The sequence below is a fragment of the Drouetiella sp. genome, assembly GCF_059504425.1.
Genome location: NZ_JCACIN010000073.1, coordinates 57,370 through 78,094 on the forward strand (window position 1 = coordinate 57,370; position 20,725 = coordinate 78,094).

Below are 20,725 nucleotides of genomic sequence, written 5' to 3' on the forward strand. Positions count from 1 at the left end.
AAGAGAGTTCATGACTGAGTTAAACGCGAATAAGCTCAGGCTCATGGTTGTTGATGATGAGGCAGACAATCTAGATTTGCTCTACCGCACTTTTCGGCGAGATTTTGAAGTCTATAAAGCCGATAGCGCCGCCACAGCAATTCAAATTCTGGAGCAGGTCGGTGAAATGGGAATTATCATCTCAGATCAGCGGATGCCCAAAATGAGTGGAACAGAATTTCTCAGCCGCACCGTCGATCGCTTTCCAGACACCATCCGGATCTTGCTCACAGCCTACACTGACGTCGAAGATCTGGTAGGAGCCATCAATGCGGGAAAAGTCTTCAAGTACATCACAAAACCCTGGAATCCGGCTGAGCTAAAGGTCACGATTCAGCAAGCTGCCGAAACCTATGGGATACTGAAGCGGCGCACAAACGAGCTGCATCGCGCCTTGCGCCGAGAGTCCTTATTTAACACTATTACTACGACCATTCGAGAGTCGCTCGACTATCGCAACATGCTGCAAAAAGTTGTAGAAGCGATCGGAGAGGCGTTTGAAGCCGATGTGTGTGCCCTCTGTCCTCTAGAACGGACAGAAGACTTAGATGTGCCGTACCAGTTCTCCTCAGAGCTGTTTGTTTATTCGGCGATCGCTTCAGAAAAATTGCCTGATAAGCAGCAGCTAGGCTTTAATGCAATGGCTCTAGAGCAAGTTTCAGATTCTCCAACGTCTCAAGTCACTCAAACTCAGGTTCGTGAGCAACTTCAACTAAGAGTCTCATTGACCTATCAGCAAGAGACGTTAGCCATCTTAATGCTGCATCGGGAAGGCAACACCACCCTTTGGACGACAGAAGAGGGAATGCTATTAAGGGGAGTTGCTGAGCAGGCAGCGCTTGCCATTTCTCAGGCAAAGCTATATCAGCAGATTCAAGAACAGTCGGCTCAAATGCAGGCAGAGTTAGCCGTGGCACGCCAGATTCAAACCAATCTGCTGCGCCAGAGCTTACCTAAACTAGAAAGTGCTAAGGTGCAGGCGCTATGCCTGCCAGCTCGGCAGGTAGGAGGCGACTTTTTTGAGGTGTATGTGCATCCCCAGGGCGATATCTGGCTGGCAGTCGGCGATGTGTCAGGTAAGGGCGTTCCAGCAGCGCTGTTTATGGCTAGCGGCATTTCGCTACTGCGGCGAGAGCTGACTCAAGAAGTTTCTCCTGAACCTGATGTGGTCATGGGCAACCTCAATCAGAGCCTCTCAGAAGACCTCGTCGGCAGCAACTGCTTTATTACAATGGTACTGGCGCGGTACACTCCTAGCTCAGGTAATCTAGTCTACGCCAATGCAGGGCATATTTATCCGATGGTCTGGTCTGGTGAAAAGGGCGGAGAGCCTGCCTATCTTAAGACGCGAGGGGTGCCTCTGGGCATCTTGCCTGTCTGGAAAGCCAATCCTGGCAGTTTGAAGCTCAGCTCAGGAGATATCTTTTTGCTCACCTCAGACGGCATCACGGAAGCCACCGTTTTGCAGACTGAGGGAAGCCAGCCTAGCGGTATGCTTCACCAGTCAGGACTGTGGCAGATGTTGCTTCAACAAGATTGTCTAGACCTTAACCGTTTGCTCGCAGAAATTCAAGCTCATAACCCCATTCAGGAAGATGATCAAACCATGCTCTCTCTGGAGGTGCTGTAGCCCATGAGAACTGAACTGCACGTACCCAGCGATCTGAGATTTTTAACGGTTGTAGAAGAATGGCTACTCGGCACTCTAGAGTTAGAGTTGCAGGATGAAGTAGATTGGTCGCGGCAAGCCAACCGACTACGCCTTGTGCTGGTAGAAGCTTACTCAAATGTGGTGCGCCATGCCCACCGTGAGCAGCCTAATTTGCCAATTTTGGTGCGTCTAGAGCTGAAAGAACGCAATCTGCATCTAGAGATCTGGGATCACGGCAAGGGATATGATCTTTCTACCTATCTTCCTCCTGAACCGCATGAATATCAGGAGGGCGGATATGGTTGGCTAATTCTCAACCGCTTGATGGATCGAGTAGAGTATCGGCTGCAAGTGAATGGTCGCAACTGTCTAACAATGGAAACCGAATTGCCACAGAAGGTAGAAGCTGCCGAATAAACTCTCTAAATTAGGCATATCTGTTCCAGGTGTTGGGAAAGGTCGGCGTAGAATGTTGGACGATCGCCAAGTCATCCTGAATTCCTAGGCTCCGAGTTTCCTGGTCTAGCGCTTGAATGACCTTCTGGTAGATAATTTCTGCTTCTTGAGGCGAATTGCCGATGCTGGTTAACCCCAATTTGCCAAACTCTGAGAGACAGCCGATCAAATGGAACACGGTGCCTGTTTCAGTATTGCTGTTGAAGTGGAGATTATGTTGGGCAATGATATCCATTAGGTCGCGAGGGCTGAGTCCCTTGTAGGCATCTTTTTGTAGGTTATCGGTGGCGGTATAGTATTTGGGTTTGCCCTCCTGGTTGTAGAAAAGCCCGGTGGCAAAGTCATAGCGCCCGTGAGTCAGGAGTTTGAGGGTCATGAAAGGGTGGGTCGTTCCTCCTTTGCGGAGGTTGATTTCGATCGCCTGAATTTCCCACTCTCCCACAGCATTAGATGAGTCAGGCTGACGCACGGCGATAAAGTCGAGGCTAAAGCGTTCGAGTGCGCCTTTTGCCGCCAGCGCTTGACCCACCTGCATCCCATACCGATGCAGTCGTACGCGATAGGCCTCATCGGCAGGAAAATAACAGCCCAAAAACACCTGACCGTCTGGCCCACCCAAAATTTGGTCATGGGTCGAAAGGATCTCGACTTCCCCAGCTGGCGTAATTTTGCCCTGGACGCTGGGCGATCGCTTCTCCTCCCCTTCGACAAATGCCTCAACGATCGCCCCTAGTTCAGGAATACGGCTGCTGAAGGTTTCCCAAGTTTCGCCCTGGGCTTGGAAGCTGAGAAAGGGAAAGCGATCGCCCATAGCCGTTGCCCGATCGGCTGAGGATGCCAGACCTGGAGCAACGGACTGGAGCGGCTGGAGATTCAAAATAGCGTTGCCGCCCCCCGAAAAGCCTTCGTTGAGTTTGACAACAATCCGCTTCAGGTGAGGATTTCTCTCCCACAGCTCTGCTGCTGCCGCCGCTAAATCTGGGGCATTTCGCACTAAGCCGCTACCATCCGGACAAGGCACTTTTGAAGCCTGAAAAATTTCACGGCTGCCGCTCTTGGTTCCCCAATACAGCAAATCTGGATCGACGGCAAGCAGCGGAATGTTGAGCTGAACGGATAGCGATCTCTCTAAGGGCGTAGCGTTGTAGCAAGTCATGTAAGCCCGATCGCTCCGCATGGCATTCCGCAAACGCGCCATCAGCCGAGGGCGTTCCAAAATCTTTTGGCTTAAGGGCTTCAGCGAGGCATCGTAGGCACAAAAGAGCAGGAGGCGATCGCGGGCATGGGAAAAGGGTACGCCAGGGAGAAGCTGAAGATAATAGTCGATAACGCTGGGGTGAATTGGCTGAGAGGTGATGTAGATCAGCCGTGCACGAGGGTTCTGGAGCCGAATTAGAGAAAACAGCAGCCGTTCTTCATAGTGGTGTACGCCTTTGACCTTTCGCAGCTCGCCCTGATCGAGACTCAGCGACGGCACAATCAAAATGTCAGAATCGTCTTCGCCGCCCGACTGCCAGCGATCGCGGAGCTGCCCCTGTAGCTGACGAAACTTTTCAGCGTGCAAAGCTTCAGCCTGTGAGGCTTCCTGAGATACTGAGGAAAGTGAACCCTGCATAAAACTTGCCCCACCGCGGCGAATGAGAAAATAGAGGAAGATATGCAGCCATCTTATCCAGACAAGGCATCTTTCTCGCTACTCTCTAGAGAATGAATTTACAGCGCTTTGCGCTTGAGTCTTTTTAGATTTTTTGGTGTGTGCCGCGCGGAGCGCGGCACACACCAAAAAATCTGTGGCTTAGGCAATTGAAAATTGCTGTAGATGCCTTAGCGATAACCTTCTATATGCTGTTTTAGTTCACGTGCCATGCGCCGCATACCCTGCTGCTCATCCTGACGCAAAAACGGCAAAAATAAACGGGTAATAATCCCTGAAAAGTATGCCTGATGTAAATACTGAGTGCGATCTTTGCTGATTTCCTGTAGCTCAAACACATGCTGGCTCCGTAGCCCTGGAGCCGAGTAGCTCCAGCGTAGGCAAATTTCTGGCTGTAGTAAGGTGATGCGCGGCTCAAACTCCGTTTCGGATTCTTCCTGCAATCGCCGCAGTGAGAGATGCACGACCTGCCCTTCGACAAATGGCTTGCTGGGATCGCGATCGTACAGAAAAGTGTTCCACTTCAGCCAATTTTCTTTGCAGACCAAAGCCTGCCAGATCACAGACTTTGGCGCACTGATTTCAATTTCTGCGTAGAGGCTAGGCATAGGCTAAATCTGGAACATCCTTGAATACATCTTGCCGAACCTTGCCAGGTGTTGCTGGTTTCATCTGTGAATTTTTTTTGAAAGGGCTGCTCCGCGCTCCTTTCAAAAAAAATTCATACCCAGATTGAGCAATGCCCCGTGCTAAACCGTACCAATAAGTACAGTTGCGGGAGGCACGATCTTTTAGATTGAGTCTGAGACAGGCGGTAAGATTGTAAGCCTGTTAACGACTTTTGCACAGGAGAACAGCAGCGATCGCATGGTACAGTTGACCCCCAATCCCAGTTATAGTTTGACCCTCCGGTTACAGATTCCCAATCAGGCGGGTATGTTGGCTCATGTGATGCAGGCGATCGGCTCAGCAGGTGGCAGCATCGGGCAAATCGATCTGATTGAACAGACGCGCAAAGAGCTGGTGCGAGATATCTCCGTCGATGCCTTCAGCACAGAACATGCAGAACAAATTACGGAAGCGGTCAAGGCAATTGCTGACATTAAGGTGCTGAATGTCTACGATCGTACCTTCAATCTCCATCGTGGGGGAAAGATCAGCGTCCACAGCAAAATTCCGCTGAAGAATCAGGGCGATTTGGCAATGGCATACACGCCTGGAGTGGGGCGAATCTGTACTGAGATTGCCCAAAATCCAGACAAAGTTTACAGCCTAACTGCAAAGGGCAACATGGTGGCGATCGTCACCGATGGCAGTGCGGTCTTGGGCTTGGGCAATTTGGGTGCGGCGGGTGCCCTGCCCGTAATGGAGGGTAAAGCGATGCTGTTTAAGGAATTTGCGGGTGTGGACGCATTCCCTATCTGCTTAGCAACGCAGGACACCGACGAGATTGTTCAGACCATTAAGAATATCTCGCCTGTGTTTGGCGGTATCAACCTAGAGGATATTAGCGCTCCTCGCTGCTTTGAGATTGAGGCGAGGTTGCAGAAAGAGCTGGATATTCCGATTTTTCATGATGATCAGCATGGCACGGCGATCGTCAGCCTAGCGGCGTTATTCAACGCCCTGAAGGTGGTCGAGAAGTCGATGACAGATATCAAGATTGTGATTAATGGGGCAGGAGCTGCGGGTGTGGCGATCGCCAGACTGCTGCAAAAGGCGGGGGCAGCTCATATTGTGATGTGCGACTCTCGCGGCATTTTGTCTACGAGCCGCACGGATCTGAACAGTCAAAAGCTGGAATTTGCGGTGGCGCAGAGCGGTGGGCTTGCCGATGCCATGGCGGGTGCGGATGTGTTTCTGGGGGTAAGCGCTCCAGGGGTTGTCTCGCCAGAAATGGTGCGATCGATGGCGGCAAAGCCGATCGTGTTTGCCATGGCGAATCCGGTTCCAGAAATTCAGCCGGAGCTGGTTGTGGACGATGTGGCGGTGATGGCGACAGGTCGTAGCGATTACGCCAATCAAATTAACAACGTGCTGGCATTTCCGGGTATTTTTCGGGGTGCGTTAGACTGTCGCGCTAAAACAATGACGACTTCGATGTTTTTGGAAGCGGCGATGGCGATCGCCTCTCTGGTCAAGCCTAGCGAACTCGATGCCGAGCATATTGTGCCTTCGGTGTTTGACGAGCGGGTGGCAACGACGGTGGCGGCGGCGGTGCAGCGGGCGGCACGGGCGGACGGAGTGGCTGGGAATTAAAGTTAGGGGAACAGTTAAGAGTGGATGAAAGGATGGGTGGATGGGTAATGGGGGAATGAGACGATGGGTGGATGGGTAATGGGAAGAAGAAAAACCACTCCCCCACCTATCGACGCACCTACCCATCGACTCATCCACCCATCCATCTCCCCCACTCTGTCAGTGAGCATCGCAGCCTCCACCACAAGCCGGATATGCAGACTGATAGGTGGCGCTGCGCTTGCCGAATAGGGTGTAGCGATTGTCTCGAATCTGCTCATAGGTGCGATCGCCCATCCATTTCATGCCGGGTAATGTCCGGTAGGCGCTGATAAAAATGCTGCCTAGGGGCAACAAGCGTCCGATTTCTTCGGCTGCGTCGCTGCCCTGCCATCGCTGGTCGGGCGCTTCTGCGTTCAGCAAAATCATGCCGAGTTCGCAGTCTTGAGGCGTGATGCCGAAGCGATCGAGGATTTGCTGGTCTTGCATAGGCGTGTAGAGAAACCGTTCTCCGCGATCGAGGGTTTCTAGGAGCTTAACTAAATTGACGCAAAGGTTACAGTTGCCATCGTAGATAACTTGATACATTGCTTGCGGTCACAGAGAGTTGATAGGAGGCGACACTAAAACGACTCTTCTAATTTTTAACACTTTGTCTTCTAACACTTTGTCACAGAGGGCGATCTTAGGTTGGCGGTCTCCGCTGAAAGCTCGCCCAGAGACTTCACTAAACTCTTACTTAAGTCGCAATTCATGTGAACTCAAAGGAAAGTTTTTCCTGAGAACCTGTTAAGTTTATTAAAATCTCTAAAAAGATAAACAATCCTTTACCAAAAGATCACGTGACCTAGACCCTAGGACAGTACGATGCTTGCGACACACCACGTAAAAATTCTTTACTGAGTAGACCGCATGACCTCACAATCACGTCTCAGACGACGCACTGTTCTGACAACCCTGGCAGCTTTCTCGATGGGATTGGCTGTCTCCTGTGCTCCTTCTAGCCCTGATGTAGCAACTTCTCCTTCGACCGATGCCATGTCTTCGCCCGCTGGTGGCGGTGGCGGCAGCGCTACTCTCAGCGGTGCAGGTGCATCCTTCCCCGCTCCTGTTTATCAGCGTTGGTTTGCTGATTACAACAAAGCAAATCCCGGCGTTCAGATCAGCTACCAATCTGTGGGTAGTGGTGCTGGTGTAGAGCAATTTCAAGCAGGTACCGTGGACTTTGGCGCAACGGACGCTCCTTTGAAAGCTGAGGATCGCGCCAAGTTTAAGGCAAAATATGGCGCAGAACCTATCCAGATTCCGATGACGGGTGGTAGCGTTGTGTTTGCCTATAACCTGGATGGTGTAAAAGATCTGAAGCTGTCTCGTGAAGCCTATTGCGGTATTGCTGCAGGCAAGATCACAAACTGGAGTGATCCGGCGATCGCCAAAGCCAATGCTGGTGCCACCATACCCGACCAGCCGATCGAGTTTGTTCACCGTTCAGACGGCAGCGGCACAACCTATCAGTTCACCTCTCACCTGAAGGCAGCTTGTCCCGACTGGACTGCGGGTGCAAACAAATCAGTGCAGTGGCCTGCGGGTACAGGTGCGAAGGGTAACGAGGGCGTGACGGCTCAAGTTCAGCAAACTCCTGGCGCAATCGGCTACGTCGAGTATTCCTATGCCAAGGAAAATGGTCTGACGATGGCGGCGATCGAAAACAAGTCGGGCAAGATAGTTGCCCCTTCTCCTGAAGGTGGTGCAGCAGCCTTTGAGGGAGAAACCGTTCCTGCTGATCTGGCGTTAGAAGTTCCAGATTCTAGCAACCCCAATGCTTACCCCATCTCAGGTCTAACCTGGCTATTGCTCTATCCGGAGTACAAAGACACTGCCAAGAGCGCAGCTCTGAAGGAGGTCATTGATTGGTCTTTGACTACTGGCAAAGCTACGGCTAGTGAGCTGGGCTATGTTCCTTTAGAAGCATCTCTGGTGACAAAGGTTAACGCCGAACTCGACAAAGTTAAGTAGGTTTAGCATCTACTGCCATCATGGGGTGAGCTAGTCTCACCCCATGAACTTATCCCTTTTGAGCCACTGTATATCAAGGATTTCATGGTGCAGCAACTCAATTTAGGTCCTGCGGGGAAAGTCGCCATCTTTCAACGGCAGTCTGAGCCTAAAGTTTTCTCGGTGGGTGAAGTGATTTTTGAAGATGGACAGCCGGGTGACTATCTCTATGGCGTTCTAGAGGGCGCTGTTGATCTGGCTGTTGATGGTAAAGTCCTCGAAACTATCGAAATGGGCGGTGTGTTTGGTGCCGGTGCTTTGATTCACCCAGAAGGGATTCGAGTCTACAGCGCGATCGCCAAAACAGATTGCAAGCTGGCTTACATGGATGAGTCTCGAATGCTATTTGCGATTCAGGAAACGCCCATGTTTGCCCTAGATGTAATGCGTAACTACTCTGAGCGCTTGCGTCGCCTTAGCAAGCACCCGCTAGGTGGAAAAGCCTAGTCCAGTCGTTCAAGGCTCAGTTTTAAGGCTATTGAAAAATCTAAATCGTTACAGTCGTTAGAACCCCCTATGACCTCACTGACCACGGCTCCAGCAGAAACCCTCATAGATTCATCAACTAAGTTTCAGCCAGAGCGGCAGATTAACCAGATTTTTCGCTGGTTGACGATCGCCCTGGCGGTCTGTGTGGGTTTAGTTCTTCTTTGGATTACCTACTCGCTGCTTTTGATCGCTCTACCCGCCATTCGCACGTTTGGTCTGGGATTTCTGACCAACAGTACCTGGAATCCGGTTGAAGAGATCTACGGTGTATTTCCTCAGATATACGGCACCATCCTTAGCTCTTTTCTGGCGCTGCTGTTTGCTGTGCCTCTAGGCGTTGGCGTAGCTGTTTTCTTAACTGAAAACTTTCTGCCGCCCAAAATTCTGACGCCGATCGCCTTCATCATGGAGCTGCTAGCGGCAATTCCTAGCGTCGTCTACGGCTTGTGGGGCATTTTCGTTTTCCTGCCAGCCATCAGGCCAATCTTGCAGGGCATCAATCGAGCGTTTGGCTGGATTCCCTTTTTCTCAACCACTCCAGGTGGTCGGCATCTGTTTGGCGCATCGTTGGTTCTGGCAATTATGATTCTGCCGACGATTGTGGCTATCTCACGAGATACTATGAGTTCTTTGCCGCCCCAACTCCGTCAGGGTTCCTACGGGCTGGGCGCGACTCGTTGGGAAACGATCACCCGCGTTTTGGTTCCGGCTGGACTGTCTGGAATCATTGGATCAGTCATGCTGGCACTAGGGCGAGCATTGGGCGAAACCATGGCGCTGGCCATGCTGGTGGGCAACGCCAATAACGCAAATATTTCCTGGTTTTCTCCAGCATCAACCATTGCTTCACTGATTGCCAACCAGTTTGGCGAAGCTAGCGGTCTTCAGAAATCTTCTTTGTTCTACGGAGCCTTGATTCTGATGGTTTTGACGCTATTGGTCAATATCCTGGCGCAAATGGTAGTCAGCCGCTTTCAGCAGGTTGAGTAGACCCAGTTAAGTGGACATGTGTCGCTAATTGCATTGGCTGATTTGTCAGGCTGTTTATCTGGCGCTGTTTATTTGGATAAGTACTTGTTGGCTCATTACTTGTGAACTATGGCTCATTCATCCTCTCAATCTGCTCCTTTGGATAATCAGTTTGCTGTCTCTTCGGGTCGGAAGATGTTTGGCAACATCATGACTGCCCTAGTGTTCTCTTGTGTGGCGATCGCGGCTATTCCCCTGGTTTCTATTCTGTTCATGGTGATCACTAAAGGGCTAGGGGGATTGACTCCTGCTGTCTTCACGGATCTACCCCCGGCAGCAGGGGTTGCAGGCGGTGGCTTCAGGAATGCGATCACAGGAACCCTGATCACTTGTTTAATTGGGGCGCTGATTAGCGTTCCCTTTGGCGTTTTGACTGCTGTTTATACTATTGAGTTTGGTCGCGGCAACAAGCTCTCGCAGTTTGTCAGCTTTTGCACCAACATTCTCAGTGGCGTACCCTCCATCATTGCGGGTCTGTTTGCTTACGGGATTGTGGTGCTGGCAACTGGAACCTTCTCGGCAGTTGCGGGGGGCATTGCCCTATCGGTGCTGATGCTGCCCATCATTATCCGCACCAGCGAGGAAGGGTTCAAGTCGATTCCGAGGGATACTCGACTGGCGGCAACTGGCATCGGTGCCACTAACTTTCAGAGCGTCACGCAAATCATCTTGCCTGCAGCAATGCCGTTTATTGCAACAGGCGTTACGCTGGCTCTCGCGAGAGCGGCAGGAGAAACGGCTCCTTTGCTGTTTACCGCCTTGTTTAATCAGTACGATGCCAAAAGCATCTGGGAACCAACGGCTACGCTGTCGGTTTTGATCTATAACTTCGCAATTTCTCCCTACAAGAATCAGCAGGCTTTGGCTTGGGTCGCAGCTCTGATTGTTGTGCTTCTGATTTTGGTGGTCAGCATCCTGGCTAGAATCGTTTCCCGTCGCAAGGTTTACTAAGGTTTGACATATGAATCCCTCAACTCGGCCCAATTCTGCAAGCGATACTTTGGAAAATAACGACATCGTGATTCGGACAGAAAATGTCTCGATTTTCTACGGTGCTTTTCAGGCGGTACGGAACGTTTTCCTCGATGTTCCCAAAAATAACGTGGTGGCTCTGATTGGACCTTCGGGTTGTGGTAAAAGCACCTTGCTGCGCTGCTACAACCGCCTCAACGATTTGATTCCGGGCGCTAGAGTAGAAGGCAAGATTGCCTACCAGGGCGTTGACCTATACGATCCCAAAATTGACCCCGTAGAAGTGCGGCGGCGGATTGGCATGGTGTTCCAAAAGGCGAACCCTTTCCCCAAATCTATCTATGAGAACGTAGCGTTTGGAGCGCGGATCAACGGCTTTAAGGGCAATATGGACGAGCTGGTTGAGCGATCGCTCCGAGGTTCTGCCCTCTGGGACGAAGTTAAGGACAAGCTGAAGGAAAGCGGTCTGTCGCTCTCAGGTGGTCAGCAGCAGCGTCTGTGCATTGCTCGGACGATCGCCATTGAGCCTGAAGTGATTCTGATGGACGAACCTTGCTCGGCGCTTGACCCCATTTCCACCCTGCGCGTCGAAGATCTGATGCATGAGCTGAAGAAGCAGTTCACCATCATCATCGTGACCCACAACATGCAGCAGGCTTCGCGGGTAGCTGATATGACGGCCTTCTTCAACGCTGAAGCCACCGAAGGCGGTAGCCGCTTTGGCTACTTGGTGGAGTACGACAAGACCTACAACATCTTCAATGCGCCGAAGCAACAGGCGACCCAAGATTATGTCAGCGGTCGATTCGGCTAAAGTTGATAAAAAAGGGGCGCATGGTCATGCGCCCCTTTTTTATTGCCCTACTGGCTTTTATAGCTGTTGCCAGTTTGCTGAGGACATTTTTGTTGGGTGCTTCGCGCCCCAACAAAAATGTCCTCGTCCTAACCGCCTTGGCGGTTGCCATACCTCAAAAAAACAGCCACAGCTTTAAGTAAGCTGTGGCTGTTGCGATGGCAAACCTTAAAACTTACTGTTTTAAGGTTTCGTTGTTAAGAATCGTCGGCCAGTTGGCGTTGGCTTGCACAATCTTGCTGGCAGTATCTTGTCGCCATTCTTGCTGAGCTGCCGCGCTGTAGTTTAGATACAGCTTGCCATCACGCACTTCCCAAGCTGTGGGAAGAGTGGTTGCCAACACACCGCCTGCCGCCGCCTTGGAGCAGTAGCCGCCATACTGAGGCGCATACTTTTCGGGACTTTGAGCAAACAAATCCCGATTGGCTGCACTGGAAAACAGCCATTTTGTTCCTTGCCAGCGGTGAGTGTATTGCTGACTTCCCTCTACAAGTGCGCTTTGGGTGAAGTAAGCTACAACATCCTGTCCATCTAGTGCCACGCCGTTCTCGGTATAAACGGCAGGATGGCGGGTAGCTTGGGCTATCTCTTGAGACACAGCAGATTCAGATGTAGCAAGCTCACGGGTCACTGAGGCATTCAGGCTGCTGCTCAGCCCTAAGGTTAGACCGCTGATGATGGCAGCGGCTGACAGATACTTAAAGTGTTTGAAATTCATAGGTTGCTTAGGCTGCATATTTGCTGGATGTTTCCCGATGCTTGCACGACATTAATTCGTTCAAACAATTGGGGTTGAGATGTGAGGGCAAAATTGTTTTTCGAAACAATTTTGCCTTCAGACTCAGATTAGAGATTCGACCCCCAAGTTTGATGAAATTTTGCTTAGAAACCCCTTAAGGAATTGAGAAAAGTTTTACTCCTACCAATTTGAATTGAAACCACGACAGATTCCGGTACGGGCTTGGCAATGCCAAGCCCCTTCTGAGGTTTGATGTGCCCACAAATTCGTTTAAATCGGTATCAGGACATCTAACTCCGTAAGGCAAAGATATGGAGCAGAGGAGAAAAGACTGAACTAATCTCAGCGCGATCGCTGTAAACCTGCCAAAATAATGGGAGGTAAAGTTTTATTAATCTCTTTTATTGCGGCAATGACATCAGCAATTTCCACTTCTTTCAATGCCCTTGCAACTCCGAAAAACTGGACTTGGCGAGGTTTTTCTATTAGCTATCAGACACAGGGAGAAGTGGGAGAAGCCGTGGTTTTAATCCACGGGTTTGGCGCATCTTGGGGGCACTGGCGGAAAAATATTCCGGAGTTATCTGAGCATTTTCGGGTCTATGCGATCGATCTAATTGGGTTTGGCGATTCTGACAAGCCTTCTCCTGACGAGATCGCCTACACCTTTGAGACTTGGGGCGCACAAATTGCCGACTTTTGCCGAGAGGTTGTTGCCACTCCGGCTTTCTTGGTTGGTAACTCTATTGGGGCGATCGCGGCAATGCAGGCTGCCGTCGATCATCCTGAGATTGCCCTAGGGGTTGCCCTACTAAATTGTTCGCTCAGAATGCTGCACGATCGCCGTCGGGACAAACTGCCCTGGTATCGCAGTATAGGCACCCCCATTTTGCAAAATCTGCTGTCCATTCGCTGGCTGGGGCATAGTTTCTTTCGCCTCCTTGCCAACCCCAAGACCGTGCGTAAAATCTTGCTGCAAGCCTACGGACGCGATGAAGCGGTCACAGACGAGCTGGTGGCAATGCTGATGGCGCCAGCGGCGGATGCTGGCGCAGCAGATGTGTTTCTGGCTTTCACGCGCTACTCTCAAGGACCGTTACCCGAAGATTTGCTAGAAGCGCTCCCCTGTCCGGCGCTAATGCTGTGGGGCACTGCCGATCCTTGGGAGCCGATCGCCCAAGGTAGAGAGTTATCCAAGTTTCCTTGCGTACAGCAGTTTATTCCCCTAGAAGGCGTAGGGCATTGTCCCCAGGATGAAGCACCTGAGCAAGTCAATCCGATTCTGCGAGATTGGATTTTAGCTCTGCAAAAAGCTGCCTGAGCTTCAATAGCGCCCTGTCGCATCCAGTCGCACCCTGTCGCCAAAACTGAGATTCGGGGAACTCTAGAGCCATCTAGAAAGCTCGTGAGCCATGAAATTTCAATCAGCCAAGGCGCGTATTACTCAAATTTCACGAAAAGGCATCGTTCGAGACACTCTGTGGATGATGGTTTCACAAGGGTTGGGGCTAGGAATGCAGCTCACGAGCTTTGTGTTTATTGCTCGTGCTTTGGGCGTTCAAGACTATGGTCTTTTCATTGGGATCACTGCATTTGCCGCCATTTTAGTGCCTTTTGTGGGCGTAGGCAGTGGCGAGATTCTGGTGAAGCAGGTGGCAAGGGATCGCAGTCTGTTCGATCGCTATTGGGGAGAGACGCTGTTTACGGTTTTGGCTTCTGGGGCGCTGCTGGTTGGCATCTCTTTTTTTACGATTAACGCCATCATTCCTTCCAGAACTTCTCCGCTACTGATCTTTCTAATTTTGTTGTCTGACCTGTTTTTCCTCAAGCTCTGGGAAGTTTCCGTTCGGGCTTTTATGTGTGTTGATTTAGTGGGCTTGGCCGCAAAAGTTAAGCTATTTCTGAACTTTAATAAACTGATCGCAGCAGCTGTGTTGCTCTTCTGTTTCAAAGATCCCAGCATTGGTACCTGGACAGTTTTATATTTATCCGCAACGGCGATCGCCGCAATCGGATCTTTGCTGCTAATTGCCAAGCTCATCGCTCCACCTCAGCTCATTATTCCAAAACTAGATTCAGAAATTATTCAAGGCGTTTATTTTTCGATCGGGCTTTCAGCAGACAGCATCAACGCAGGCATTGACAAAACAATGCTAGCTAGTCTCTCTACCGCTGAGGCTACGGGTCTCTATGCCGCTGCCTATCGCTGTATTGATGCGGGCTATTTGGGGCTACAGGCAATTTCTGGAGCTGCCTATGCCAAGTTTTTTCAGCAGGGCGCTAAGGGCATCAAAGGCAGCTTGGGCTTTGCCAAACGCCTCTTTCCGGTCGTTAGCGCCTATGGAGCGATCGTCTGTGTCGGATTTTTTCTATGCGCTCCAGTGATCCCCCGACTGCTGGGAGCTGAATACGCTAACTCAGTAGAAGCCGTGCGCTGGCTTGCCCCCGTGCCCTTGCTGATGTGCCTCCAATATCTAGCCGCAGACACCTTAACGGGTTCTGGGTTTCAAGGCATCCGCAGCATTGTTCAGGTGTCATCGGCGCTGCTCAACGTTGCGCTCAACTTTTGGCTGATTCCTCTCTATGCCTGGAAAGGATCAGCTTGGGCAACGCTAGCTTCTGAGACAATGAGGCTGGTTAGCCTCTGTCTGGTGGTCGCTTACTTGTACTACCAACAGGTTAAACCTGCTCAAGATGCCTGAGCACTACATTCCCATGATCTCGTAACCTGCATCGACATAGAGAATTTGCCCTGTGATGCCGCTCGATAAATCGCTACACAAGAATGCAGCCGCATTACCTACCTCAATCTGAGTCACGGTGCGCTTGAGGGGTGCAATCTTCTCAACATGATGAATCGCATCTAGGATGCCGCCTATGGCTGACGATGCCAGGGTGCGAATGGGACCGGCAGAAATGGCGTTGACTCGAATATTGTGCTCTCCCAACTCAGCGGCAAGGTAGCGGACATTCATCTCCAGCGCCGCCTTCGCAATGCCCATGGTGTTGTAGTTGGGAATTACGCGTGCGCCACCTACGTAAGTTAATGTTACAATGCTGCCACCCTCAGTCATAAGCGGCTTGGCTGCTCTGCTGAGGCTGATGAGAGAATAGGCGCTAATCTCGATCGCTTGGGCAAAGTCTTGAAGAGAGACGCTGCTAAAGTCGCCACTCAGCGATTCTTTGCTGGCAAAGGCAAGACAGTGGATCAAGATATCTAGCTTGCCCCATTTTTCTTGCACCGTTCTAAATGTTGCCTCAACTTGGGACTCATCCTGAACATTGCAAGGAAGAAACAGTGTGGGCTGGAGCGGTTCAACCAGTTCTGCGACTTTTTTCTCAAATCTACCCTTGTCATCGGGCAAATAGGTGATTCCAATGTTAGCTCCTGCCGCATGGAGCTGCTGTGCGATTCCCCAAGCAATCGATCGATTGTTGGCGATTCCTGTAACGAGAGCGTTTTTTCTGGTCAGGTCTAGCATGATGTTTTGTTTATGTAACTTACTGAGATACTCAATTCACTGATGTGTGGGAAAGCGCAATTAGGAGAATACTGAAAAATGGGTGCAGGGGGATAGAGGTCGGTACGTTAAAGTAGGCGCAAGCAATGAAGGCTCGATCGAGTTTAGAGCAAAAACTTGATGAAGAGTTAATGAAGACTTTTTATCAAACAGAGCATAAACTTTGATGCCATCAATGAAGATCACCCGATTGTAGGAAGGCAAGAACGACAATGTAGCCCATACTACAAAAAAACATTGCAAAGTTAAGTTTATTCTTTTAAAGTCAGAGTCTTATCACAGACAATGAATCGCAGTAATATTAAGGCGTGTTGAGATAAAAGTCTCACGCATCTGCGGGAAAGATACACGTTAGCAAAGAGACAAAAATCTTGCGAACTGACAAATGCTCCAGGACATCTAAAAGGCATAGGCTGGGAATAGAGGTATGGTAGTGGCACAGGATAGACCATTAGCAAACGTGTTTAGGCAAATTAGTGGTAGTGCCTTTCCACCCGTTGTCGAAACCTATGAGCGTGGCAAGACTATTTTTTTTCCAGGCGATCCAGCCGAACGCGTCTACTTTCTAGTTAAAGGGGCGGTTAAGCTCTCCAGGGTCTACGAGGCAGGTGAGGAAATTACCGTAGCCCTACTGAGGGAAAACAGCGTTTTTGGCGTGCTGTCTTTGATCACAGGGCAACGAGCCGATCGGTTTTACCATGCGGTTGCTTTTACACAGGCAGAGCTACTGTCTATCCCGATTGAACATGTGGAGAAAGCGCTCAAAGATAACCCAGAGCTATCAATGCTGATGCTCCAAGGGCTTTCGTCCCGCATCTTACAGACTGAGATGATGATTGAAACTTTGGCGCATCGAGATATGGGATCGCGCCTAGTCAGCTTTTTACTGATTCTCTGCCGCGATTTTGGCATACCTACCGTGGATGGCATCACCATTGATTTGAAGCTATCGCATCAGGCGATCGCCGAAGCGATCGGCTCCACGAGGGTTACAGTGACACGCCTATTGGGCGACTTGCGCCAGGACAGCATGATTTCTATTCACAAGAAAAAAATCACTGTTCATAATCCAGTCACCTTAAGCCAGCAGTTTACTTAAACTTCAGAGAGGGGACAGTGAGTTCCCTTCTGCAGGATACTCATTGAAATTAGCTATGGGGAGGGTATTTTTTGAGAGCTGCGCAAAGTGCGGCTCTCAAAAAATACCCTCCCCGCTTAGACTTTAAAACGGCATGAGATATGGCTGTCGCCAGCTTGCTTAGGATGTTTTGGGTGGAGCATGAAGCCTCCCACCCAAAGCATCCCCGTCTTAAGCGCCTTGGCGGCTGCTATAGATCGCTAAATCGATTCCGGCTCTTGACCCGAAATGACGGGTGCACTGGTTTTGAGCTGAAGCGATGGATGTTCGCCCTCTACCTGCCGACAGTTCCACTCATTGCGGAATAGCAGTACTGGGCGACCCCAGCTATCTTTGGCGGTCGTGGTGTTGAACAGGCGACCTACCTTTTGCAAAGCATCCCAGCCGCCTCCCACCCAACGCGCCACGCTGTAGGGGAGGGGGTCAAGCAGCGTTTCTACGCCATATTCATTCAGCAGCCGAAACTGCACGACCTCGAACTGAAGCTGCCCCACCGCCGCCAAAATCGGGTCGCGCTTTGCTTCATCTGCCGAGTACATGATTTGTACGGCTCCCTCTTCTCGAAGCTCGCTCACGCCTTTGCGGAACTGCTTGAACTTAGAGGGGTTAGGATTCTTGAGGAAGGCAAATATCTCCGGTGAAAACATGGGAATGCCGTCAAATTCCAGCTTTTTGCCGTTATAAATGGTGTCTCCGATCGCAAACACCCCCGGATTATTCAAGCCAATCACGTCACCCGGATAGGCTTCCGACAGAGACTCTCGATCTTGCCCAAACAGCTTTTGGGGATGGGACAGCCGTACAGTTTTGCCCGATCGCGCATGGCTGACCACCATGTCTTTCTCGAATTTGCCAGAGCAGACCCGAATAAAGGCAATGCGATCGCGGTGCTTGGGGTCCATGTTAGCTTGCAGCTTGAACACAAAGCCTGAGAACTCAGGATTCGTCGGCTCAATTTCACCTAGGGTACTGCGTCGTGAACCGGGCTTTAGCGCGTAGTCTAGAAACGAGTTGAGGAAAGGCTCTACCCCAAAGTTGGTCATGGCGCTGCCAAAAAATACCGGGGTCATTTTGCCCTGATGGACTAAATCGGCGTCAAATTCATCGCACACACCATCCAGCAGCTCCAGATCTTCCTTCAGCTTGTAGTAGAGATCTTGCTCTAATAAGTCCTCAATCCGGGGATCGCCCAGATCTACGACTGTATCGATTGCCTCCCGACTGCCGTGAGCGCTACGTTCAAACAGGTGAATTTGCTGCGTGCGCCGATCGAACACACCCTTGAAGCGATCGCCTATGCCAATTGGCCAGTTGACCGCATAGGTCTTCAGGTCTAGCTCCTTTTCAATCTCATCCATCAGATCAAAGGGGTCACGTCCGGGGCGATCGAGCTTATTGAAAAAGGTGAAGATGGGAATACCGCGCATCCGGCAGACCTCAAACAGCTTGCGCGTTTGTGGCTCTAGCCCTTTTGCCGCATCTTCCAGCATGACCGCATTGTCGGCAGCGGCGAGGGTACGGTAGGTGTCTTCACTAAAGTCCTGGTGTCCGGGGGTATCTAGCAAATTAATCCAATAGCCATCGTATTGAAATTGCAGCACGGTTGAGGTAATGGAGATGCCCCGCTGCTGCTCCATTGCCATCCAGTCCGAGGTGACATGCCGCTGTGCCCGCCGCGCCTTGACGGCTCCTGCCTCATGGATGGCACCCCCATATAGCAGCAGCTTTTCCGTCAGCGTGGTTTTTCCGGCATCGGGGTGAGAAATAATTGCAAAGTTGCGGCGTTTCTCAACGGCGATCGCCAAATCTTCCTGGAGTTCTATAGACATGCTTAAAATTTTTGACTCTAATCTCTCATTAACCCTAGTCTCTCATTATAGGAAGTATGAGCAGCGATGCTCTCAAGCAGCAGCCCTACTTGAACACCCATGCCTAGCGCTATGTAATTGAGTTAGGACAAAGTATTTTTTGAGAGCCTCGCTCCGCGCGGCTCTCAAAAAATACCTCATTGGATCTAAGCGCGTAGCACCATACTTGAGCAGGCAGCTCTTGAGAAACGGCTACACTGCCTTAAAGTAGGGGTCTCAAGAAAGTAGAGGCTTCAAGTAAAGTAAAACCAGTACAGCCGCATTCGGGTAGAAAAAGTCCCGTATTAATCACGCCAAGGAGATATTTGGGTCATGGACGCAAACGAGCTTAAGGCTACCGCACAGGCAATGATCGCTCAAGGCAAAGGAATTTTGGCGGCGGATGAAAGTTTTAGCACCGCCAACAAGCGATTTCAGCAGTTAGGGATTCCTACTACAGAAGAGATGCGGCGGGCTTATCGGGAGATGCTATTCACGGCACCCGGTATTAATCAGTTTTTCAGCGGCGTGATTTTGTTTGATGAAACTATTCGGCAATCGACAAAATCGGGAATTCCTTTTCCTCAGCTGTTGACCGATGCCGGAATTTTGCCGGGGATCAAGCTGGATGAAGGCGCAAAGCCTTTAGCAAAGTCGCCCCATGAGCTAGTGACGGAAGGCTTAGACGGACTGCGCGATCGCATCACCGAGTATTACAAAATGGGCGCACGGTTTGCCAAGTGGCGGGCGGTGATCACGATCGGTCAGCAGATTCCCTCTAGTCGCTGTATTGAAGCCAATGCCCATGCGCTGGCTCGGTATGCGGCGCTGTGTCAGGACGGAGGGCTAGTGCCGATCGTTGAGCCGGAAGTGCTGATGGATGGGGATCACACCTTGGAGCGCAGCTTCGAGGTGCATCAGGAAGTTCTCAACGTTGTGTTTGAGCAGCTCTATCGTGCTGGGATTGACCTAGATCAGATGATCTTGAAGCCGAGTATGGTGATCTCTGGAGTTGACTGCCCTGAACAGGGAAGCATTGAAGCGGTAGCCAAGGCAACTGTGAAGTGCTTGCTAGACGCTGTTCCGGCATCGGTTCCGGGCTGTGCCTTCCTGTCGGGCGGTCAGGCTGACGAGACGGCAACCGCTCACCTCAATGCCATGAATCAGATCTTTGCGGGAGAGTTGCCCTGGGCGCTGACTTTTTCCTACGGTCGGGCACTTCAGCAGGCGGCAATGCAGACCTGGATGGGTGAGGATGCCAACGTTGCTGCTGCCCAGAAAGCTCTCTATCATCGGGCGCAGTGTAATAGTGCGGCTGCGTTAGGTCAATATGACAGTGGCATGGAGAAGTAGGGAGGACTTAGTCTAGGTATAAATTTTTCGGGGAGGGGTTCTCCTTACCTCTTCCCGAAAATTTGACTTGAGCCAAGCGCTATTTTTTCGGTTCCTAGGCATTGAGCTTCGCCAGAATGGTCGCGACTCTTCTGCCCAAAAGCTCGACTGACTCCTGCTGTTTAGGATCGTTCAGCCTGCCGTCTGCATCAAATGCTTCATGGGCTTTTGGGATTGCGACCTGATCAGGCAGCACTAAAACTCTGATGTTTCCTAGCAGCATCCGTAGCGGCACCAGCCCCCGCAGACCGCCCAGCGCTCCGGGAGAGGTACTCATGATGGCGGCTACTTTGTCCACAAATGCCGCTAGTCCAGATTCATTGGGTTCGGGTCGAGAAGCCCAGTCGATCGCATTTTTCAAAACAGGGGTGATGGAGCTGTTGTACTCTGGTGAGGCGATTAGTATCCCATCATGGGACTTGAGCAGCTTCTTGAACTCGCGTGCGTTGGCAGGTATTCCAGCTTCAGCCTCCAAATCTTCATCAAATAGCGGCATGGGCAAGTCTCGTAGATCAACGTAGGTCACCTCGGCACCTGCGGCTCTGGCTCCGGTTGCGGCAACCTGAACCAGCTTTTTGTTGTAGGAATCGGTGCGAGTGCTGCCTGCGAAGGCGATGATTTTTGGGGTGTAAGTCATAGGTCAAGAGATTTC

20 protein-coding genes are annotated in these 20,725 nt (G+C 51.0%); 13 read left to right on the forward strand and 7 right to left on the reverse strand.

Features of this window, described 5'->3' with window-relative positions:
- Positions 1-10: 10 nt before the first annotated feature.
- Positions 11-1,669, forward strand: coding sequence for a SpoIIE family protein phosphatase (locus AC5JMP_RS17050; RefSeq protein ID WP_495852681.1), 1,659 nt, complete (start codon positions 11-13; stop codon positions 1,667-1,669).
- Positions 1,670-1,672: 3 nt separating this feature from the next.
- Positions 1,673-2,107: an ATP-binding protein gene (locus AC5JMP_RS17055; protein WP_495852682.1), complete on the forward strand. Its 435-nt coding sequence runs from the start codon at positions 1,673-1,675 to the stop codon at positions 2,105-2,107.
- Positions 2,108-2,117: 10 nt separating this feature from the next.
- On the opposite strand, the gene AC5JMP_RS17060 is transcribed toward AC5JMP_RS17055, so the two are convergent.
- Both AC5JMP_RS17060 and AC5JMP_RS17065 read right to left on the reverse strand, forming a co-directional pair.
- Positions 2,118-3,761 (reverse strand): peptide ligase PGM1-related protein, encoded by a 1,644-nt coding sequence (locus AC5JMP_RS17060; RefSeq protein ID WP_495852683.1) that lies wholly within the window; start codon positions 3,759-3,761, stop codon positions 2,118-2,120.
- Between the two features lie 209 nt (positions 3,762-3,970).
- A complete protein-coding gene (locus AC5JMP_RS17065; protein ID WP_495852684.1) occupies positions 3,971-4,408 on the reverse strand; it encodes an SRPBCC domain-containing protein in 438 nt (145 codons plus the stop codon).
- A gap of 259 nt (positions 4,409-4,667) precedes the next feature.
- Here AC5JMP_RS17065 and AC5JMP_RS17070 point away from each other — a divergent pair, with 259 nt between their 5' ends.
- A complete protein-coding gene (locus AC5JMP_RS17070) occupies positions 4,668-6,059 on the forward strand; it encodes a malic enzyme-like NAD(P)-binding protein (protein ID WP_495852685.1) in 1,392 nt (463 codons plus the stop codon).
- A gap of 159 nt (positions 6,060-6,218) precedes the next feature.
- On the opposite strand, the gene AC5JMP_RS17075 is transcribed toward AC5JMP_RS17070, so the two are convergent.
- On the reverse strand, positions 6,219-6,626 hold the full coding sequence (locus tag AC5JMP_RS17075) for a thiol-disulfide oxidoreductase DCC family protein (protein ID WP_495852686.1): 408 nt from the start codon (positions 6,624-6,626) through the stop codon (positions 6,219-6,221).
- Between the two features lie 324 nt (positions 6,627-6,950).
- On the opposite strand from AC5JMP_RS17075, the gene pstS reads away from it, so the two are divergent.
- From pstS to AC5JMP_RS17105, 6 genes are all read left to right on the forward strand, one after another.
- The gene (gene pstS / locus AC5JMP_RS17080) at positions 6,951-8,054 is read left to right on the forward strand and encodes a phosphate ABC transporter substrate-binding protein PstS (protein ID WP_495852687.1); all 1,104 of its coding nucleotides are present in this window, start codon (positions 6,951-6,953) and stop codon (positions 8,052-8,054) included.
- A gap of 84 nt (positions 8,055-8,138) precedes the next feature.
- Positions 8,139-8,540, forward strand: a complete 402-nt coding sequence (locus tag AC5JMP_RS17085) for a Crp/Fnr family transcriptional regulator (protein ID WP_495852688.1) — start codon at positions 8,139-8,141, stop codon at positions 8,538-8,540.
- A gap of 69 nt (positions 8,541-8,609) precedes the next feature.
- The gene (pstC, locus tag AC5JMP_RS17090) at positions 8,610-9,572 is read left to right on the forward strand and encodes a phosphate ABC transporter permease subunit PstC (RefSeq protein ID WP_495852689.1); all 963 of its coding nucleotides are present in this window, start codon (positions 8,610-8,612) and stop codon (positions 9,570-9,572) included.
- Positions 9,573-9,680: 108 nt separating this feature from the next.
- Positions 9,681-10,562 (forward strand): phosphate ABC transporter permease PstA, encoded by an 882-nt coding sequence (pstA, locus tag AC5JMP_RS17095; protein WP_495852690.1) that lies wholly within the window; start codon positions 9,681-9,683, stop codon positions 10,560-10,562.
- A 10-nt stretch (positions 10,563-10,572) separates the two neighbouring features.
- A complete protein-coding gene (pstB, locus tag AC5JMP_RS17100) occupies positions 10,573-11,397 on the forward strand; it encodes a phosphate ABC transporter ATP-binding protein PstB (RefSeq protein ID WP_495852691.1) in 825 nt (274 codons plus the stop codon).
- A 26-nt stretch (positions 11,398-11,423) separates the two neighbouring features.
- Positions 11,424-11,579 (forward strand): hypothetical protein, encoded by a 156-nt coding sequence (locus AC5JMP_RS17105; protein WP_495852692.1) that lies wholly within the window; start codon positions 11,424-11,426, stop codon positions 11,577-11,579.
- Between the two features lie 32 nt (positions 11,580-11,611).
- On the opposite strand, the gene AC5JMP_RS17110 is transcribed toward AC5JMP_RS17105, so the two are convergent.
- Positions 11,612-12,154, reverse strand: coding sequence for a YHS domain-containing (seleno)protein (locus tag AC5JMP_RS17110; protein ID WP_495852693.1), 543 nt, complete (start codon positions 12,152-12,154; stop codon positions 11,612-11,614).
- 433 nt (positions 12,155-12,587) lie between these two features.
- On the opposite strand from AC5JMP_RS17110, the gene AC5JMP_RS17115 reads away from it, so the two are divergent.
- Both AC5JMP_RS17115 and AC5JMP_RS17120 read left to right on the forward strand, forming a co-directional pair.
- The gene (locus tag AC5JMP_RS17115; RefSeq protein ID WP_495852694.1) at positions 12,588-13,496 is read left to right on the forward strand and encodes an alpha/beta fold hydrolase; all 909 of its coding nucleotides are present in this window, start codon (positions 12,588-12,590) and stop codon (positions 13,494-13,496) included.
- Between the two features lie 91 nt (positions 13,497-13,587).
- Entirely contained in the window at positions 13,588-14,877 is a 1,290-nt protein-coding gene (locus tag AC5JMP_RS17120; protein ID WP_495852695.1) for an oligosaccharide flippase family protein, read from the forward strand.
- Between the two features lie 3 nt (positions 14,878-14,880).
- Here AC5JMP_RS17120 and fabI read toward each other — a convergent pair whose 3' ends face one another.
- The gene (gene fabI / locus AC5JMP_RS17125) at positions 14,881-15,657 is read right to left on the reverse strand and encodes an enoyl-ACP reductase FabI (RefSeq protein WP_495852696.1); all 777 of its coding nucleotides are present in this window, start codon (positions 15,655-15,657) and stop codon (positions 14,881-14,883) included.
- 466 nt (positions 15,658-16,123) lie between these two features.
- Between fabI and ntcA the strand changes: the two genes are divergently transcribed.
- Complete coding sequence (gene ntcA / locus AC5JMP_RS17130) at positions 16,124-16,795, forward strand: global nitrogen regulator NtcA (RefSeq protein ID WP_495852697.1); 672 nt, start codon at positions 16,124-16,126, stop codon at positions 16,793-16,795.
- A gap of 239 nt (positions 16,796-17,034) precedes the next feature.
- On the opposite strand, the gene prfC is transcribed toward ntcA, so the two are convergent.
- Positions 17,035-18,663: a peptide chain release factor 3 gene (gene prfC / locus AC5JMP_RS17135; protein ID WP_495852698.1), complete on the reverse strand. Its 1,629-nt coding sequence runs from the start codon at positions 18,661-18,663 to the stop codon at positions 17,035-17,037.
- 351 nt (positions 18,664-19,014) lie between these two features.
- Here prfC and AC5JMP_RS17140 point away from each other — a divergent pair, with 351 nt between their 5' ends.
- Positions 19,015-20,034 (forward strand): class I fructose-bisphosphate aldolase, encoded by a 1,020-nt coding sequence (locus tag AC5JMP_RS17140; RefSeq protein ID WP_495852699.1) that lies wholly within the window; start codon positions 19,015-19,017, stop codon positions 20,032-20,034.
- Positions 20,035-20,128: 94 nt separating this feature from the next.
- Here AC5JMP_RS17140 and AC5JMP_RS17145 read toward each other — a convergent pair whose 3' ends face one another.
- Positions 20,129-20,710, reverse strand: a complete 582-nt coding sequence (locus AC5JMP_RS17145) for an NADPH-dependent FMN reductase (RefSeq protein WP_495852700.1) — start codon at positions 20,708-20,710, stop codon at positions 20,129-20,131.
- Positions 20,711-20,725: the final 15 nt, after the last annotated feature.

What these genes read in the sequence shown, in the direction of transcription:
- AC5JMP_RS17050 (WP_495852681.1), top strand. Translation starts at nt 11, where the DNA reads ATGACTGAGTTAAACGCGAATAAGCTCAGGCTCATGGTTGTTGATGAT.
- AC5JMP_RS17055 (WP_495852682.1), top strand. Translation starts at nt 1,673, where the DNA reads ATGAGAACTGAACTGCACGTACCCAGCGATCTGAGATTTTTAACGGTT.
- AC5JMP_RS17060 (WP_495852683.1), bottom strand. Translation starts at nt 3,761, where the DNA reads ATGCAGGGTTCACTTTCCTCAGTATCTCAGGAAGCCTCACAGGCTGAA.
- AC5JMP_RS17065 (WP_495852684.1), bottom strand. Translation starts at nt 4,408, where the DNA reads ATGCCTAGCCTCTACGCAGAAATTGAAATCAGTGCGCCAAAGTCTGTG.
- AC5JMP_RS17070 (WP_495852685.1), top strand. Translation starts at nt 4,668, where the DNA reads ATGGTACAGTTGACCCCCAATCCCAGTTATAGTTTGACCCTCCGGTTA.
- AC5JMP_RS17075 (WP_495852686.1), bottom strand. Translation starts at nt 6,626, where the DNA reads ATGTATCAAGTTATCTACGATGGCAACTGTAACCTTTGCGTCAATTTA.
- pstS (WP_495852687.1), top strand. Translation starts at nt 6,951, where the DNA reads ATGACCTCACAATCACGTCTCAGACGACGCACTGTTCTGACAACCCTG.
- AC5JMP_RS17085 (WP_495852688.1), top strand. Translation starts at nt 8,139, where the DNA reads ATGGTGCAGCAACTCAATTTAGGTCCTGCGGGGAAAGTCGCCATCTTT.
- pstC (WP_495852689.1), top strand. Translation starts at nt 8,610, where the DNA reads ATGACCTCACTGACCACGGCTCCAGCAGAAACCCTCATAGATTCATCA.
- pstA (WP_495852690.1), top strand. Translation starts at nt 9,681, where the DNA reads ATGGCTCATTCATCCTCTCAATCTGCTCCTTTGGATAATCAGTTTGCT.
- pstB (WP_495852691.1), top strand. Translation starts at nt 10,573, where the DNA reads ATGAATCCCTCAACTCGGCCCAATTCTGCAAGCGATACTTTGGAAAAT.
- AC5JMP_RS17105 (WP_495852692.1), top strand. Translation starts at nt 11,424, where the DNA reads ATGCGCCCCTTTTTTATTGCCCTACTGGCTTTTATAGCTGTTGCCAGT.
- AC5JMP_RS17110 (WP_495852693.1), bottom strand. Translation starts at nt 12,154, where the DNA reads ATGAATTTCAAACACTTTAAGTATCTGTCAGCCGCTGCCATCATCAGC.
- AC5JMP_RS17115 (WP_495852694.1), top strand. Translation starts at nt 12,588, where the DNA reads ATGACATCAGCAATTTCCACTTCTTTCAATGCCCTTGCAACTCCGAAA.
- AC5JMP_RS17120 (WP_495852695.1), top strand. Translation starts at nt 13,588, where the DNA reads ATGAAATTTCAATCAGCCAAGGCGCGTATTACTCAAATTTCACGAAAA.
- fabI (WP_495852696.1), bottom strand. Translation starts at nt 15,657, where the DNA reads ATGCTAGACCTGACCAGAAAAAACGCTCTCGTTACAGGAATCGCCAAC.
- ntcA (WP_495852697.1), top strand. Translation starts at nt 16,124, where the DNA reads ATGGTAGTGGCACAGGATAGACCATTAGCAAACGTGTTTAGGCAAATT.
- prfC (WP_495852698.1), bottom strand. Translation starts at nt 18,663, where the DNA reads ATGTCTATAGAACTCCAGGAAGATTTGGCGATCGCCGTTGAGAAACGC.
- AC5JMP_RS17140 (WP_495852699.1), top strand. Translation starts at nt 19,015, where the DNA reads ATGGACGCAAACGAGCTTAAGGCTACCGCACAGGCAATGATCGCTCAA.
- AC5JMP_RS17145 (WP_495852700.1), bottom strand. Translation starts at nt 20,710, where the DNA reads ATGACTTACACCCCAAAAATCATCGCCTTCGCAGGCAGCACTCGCACC.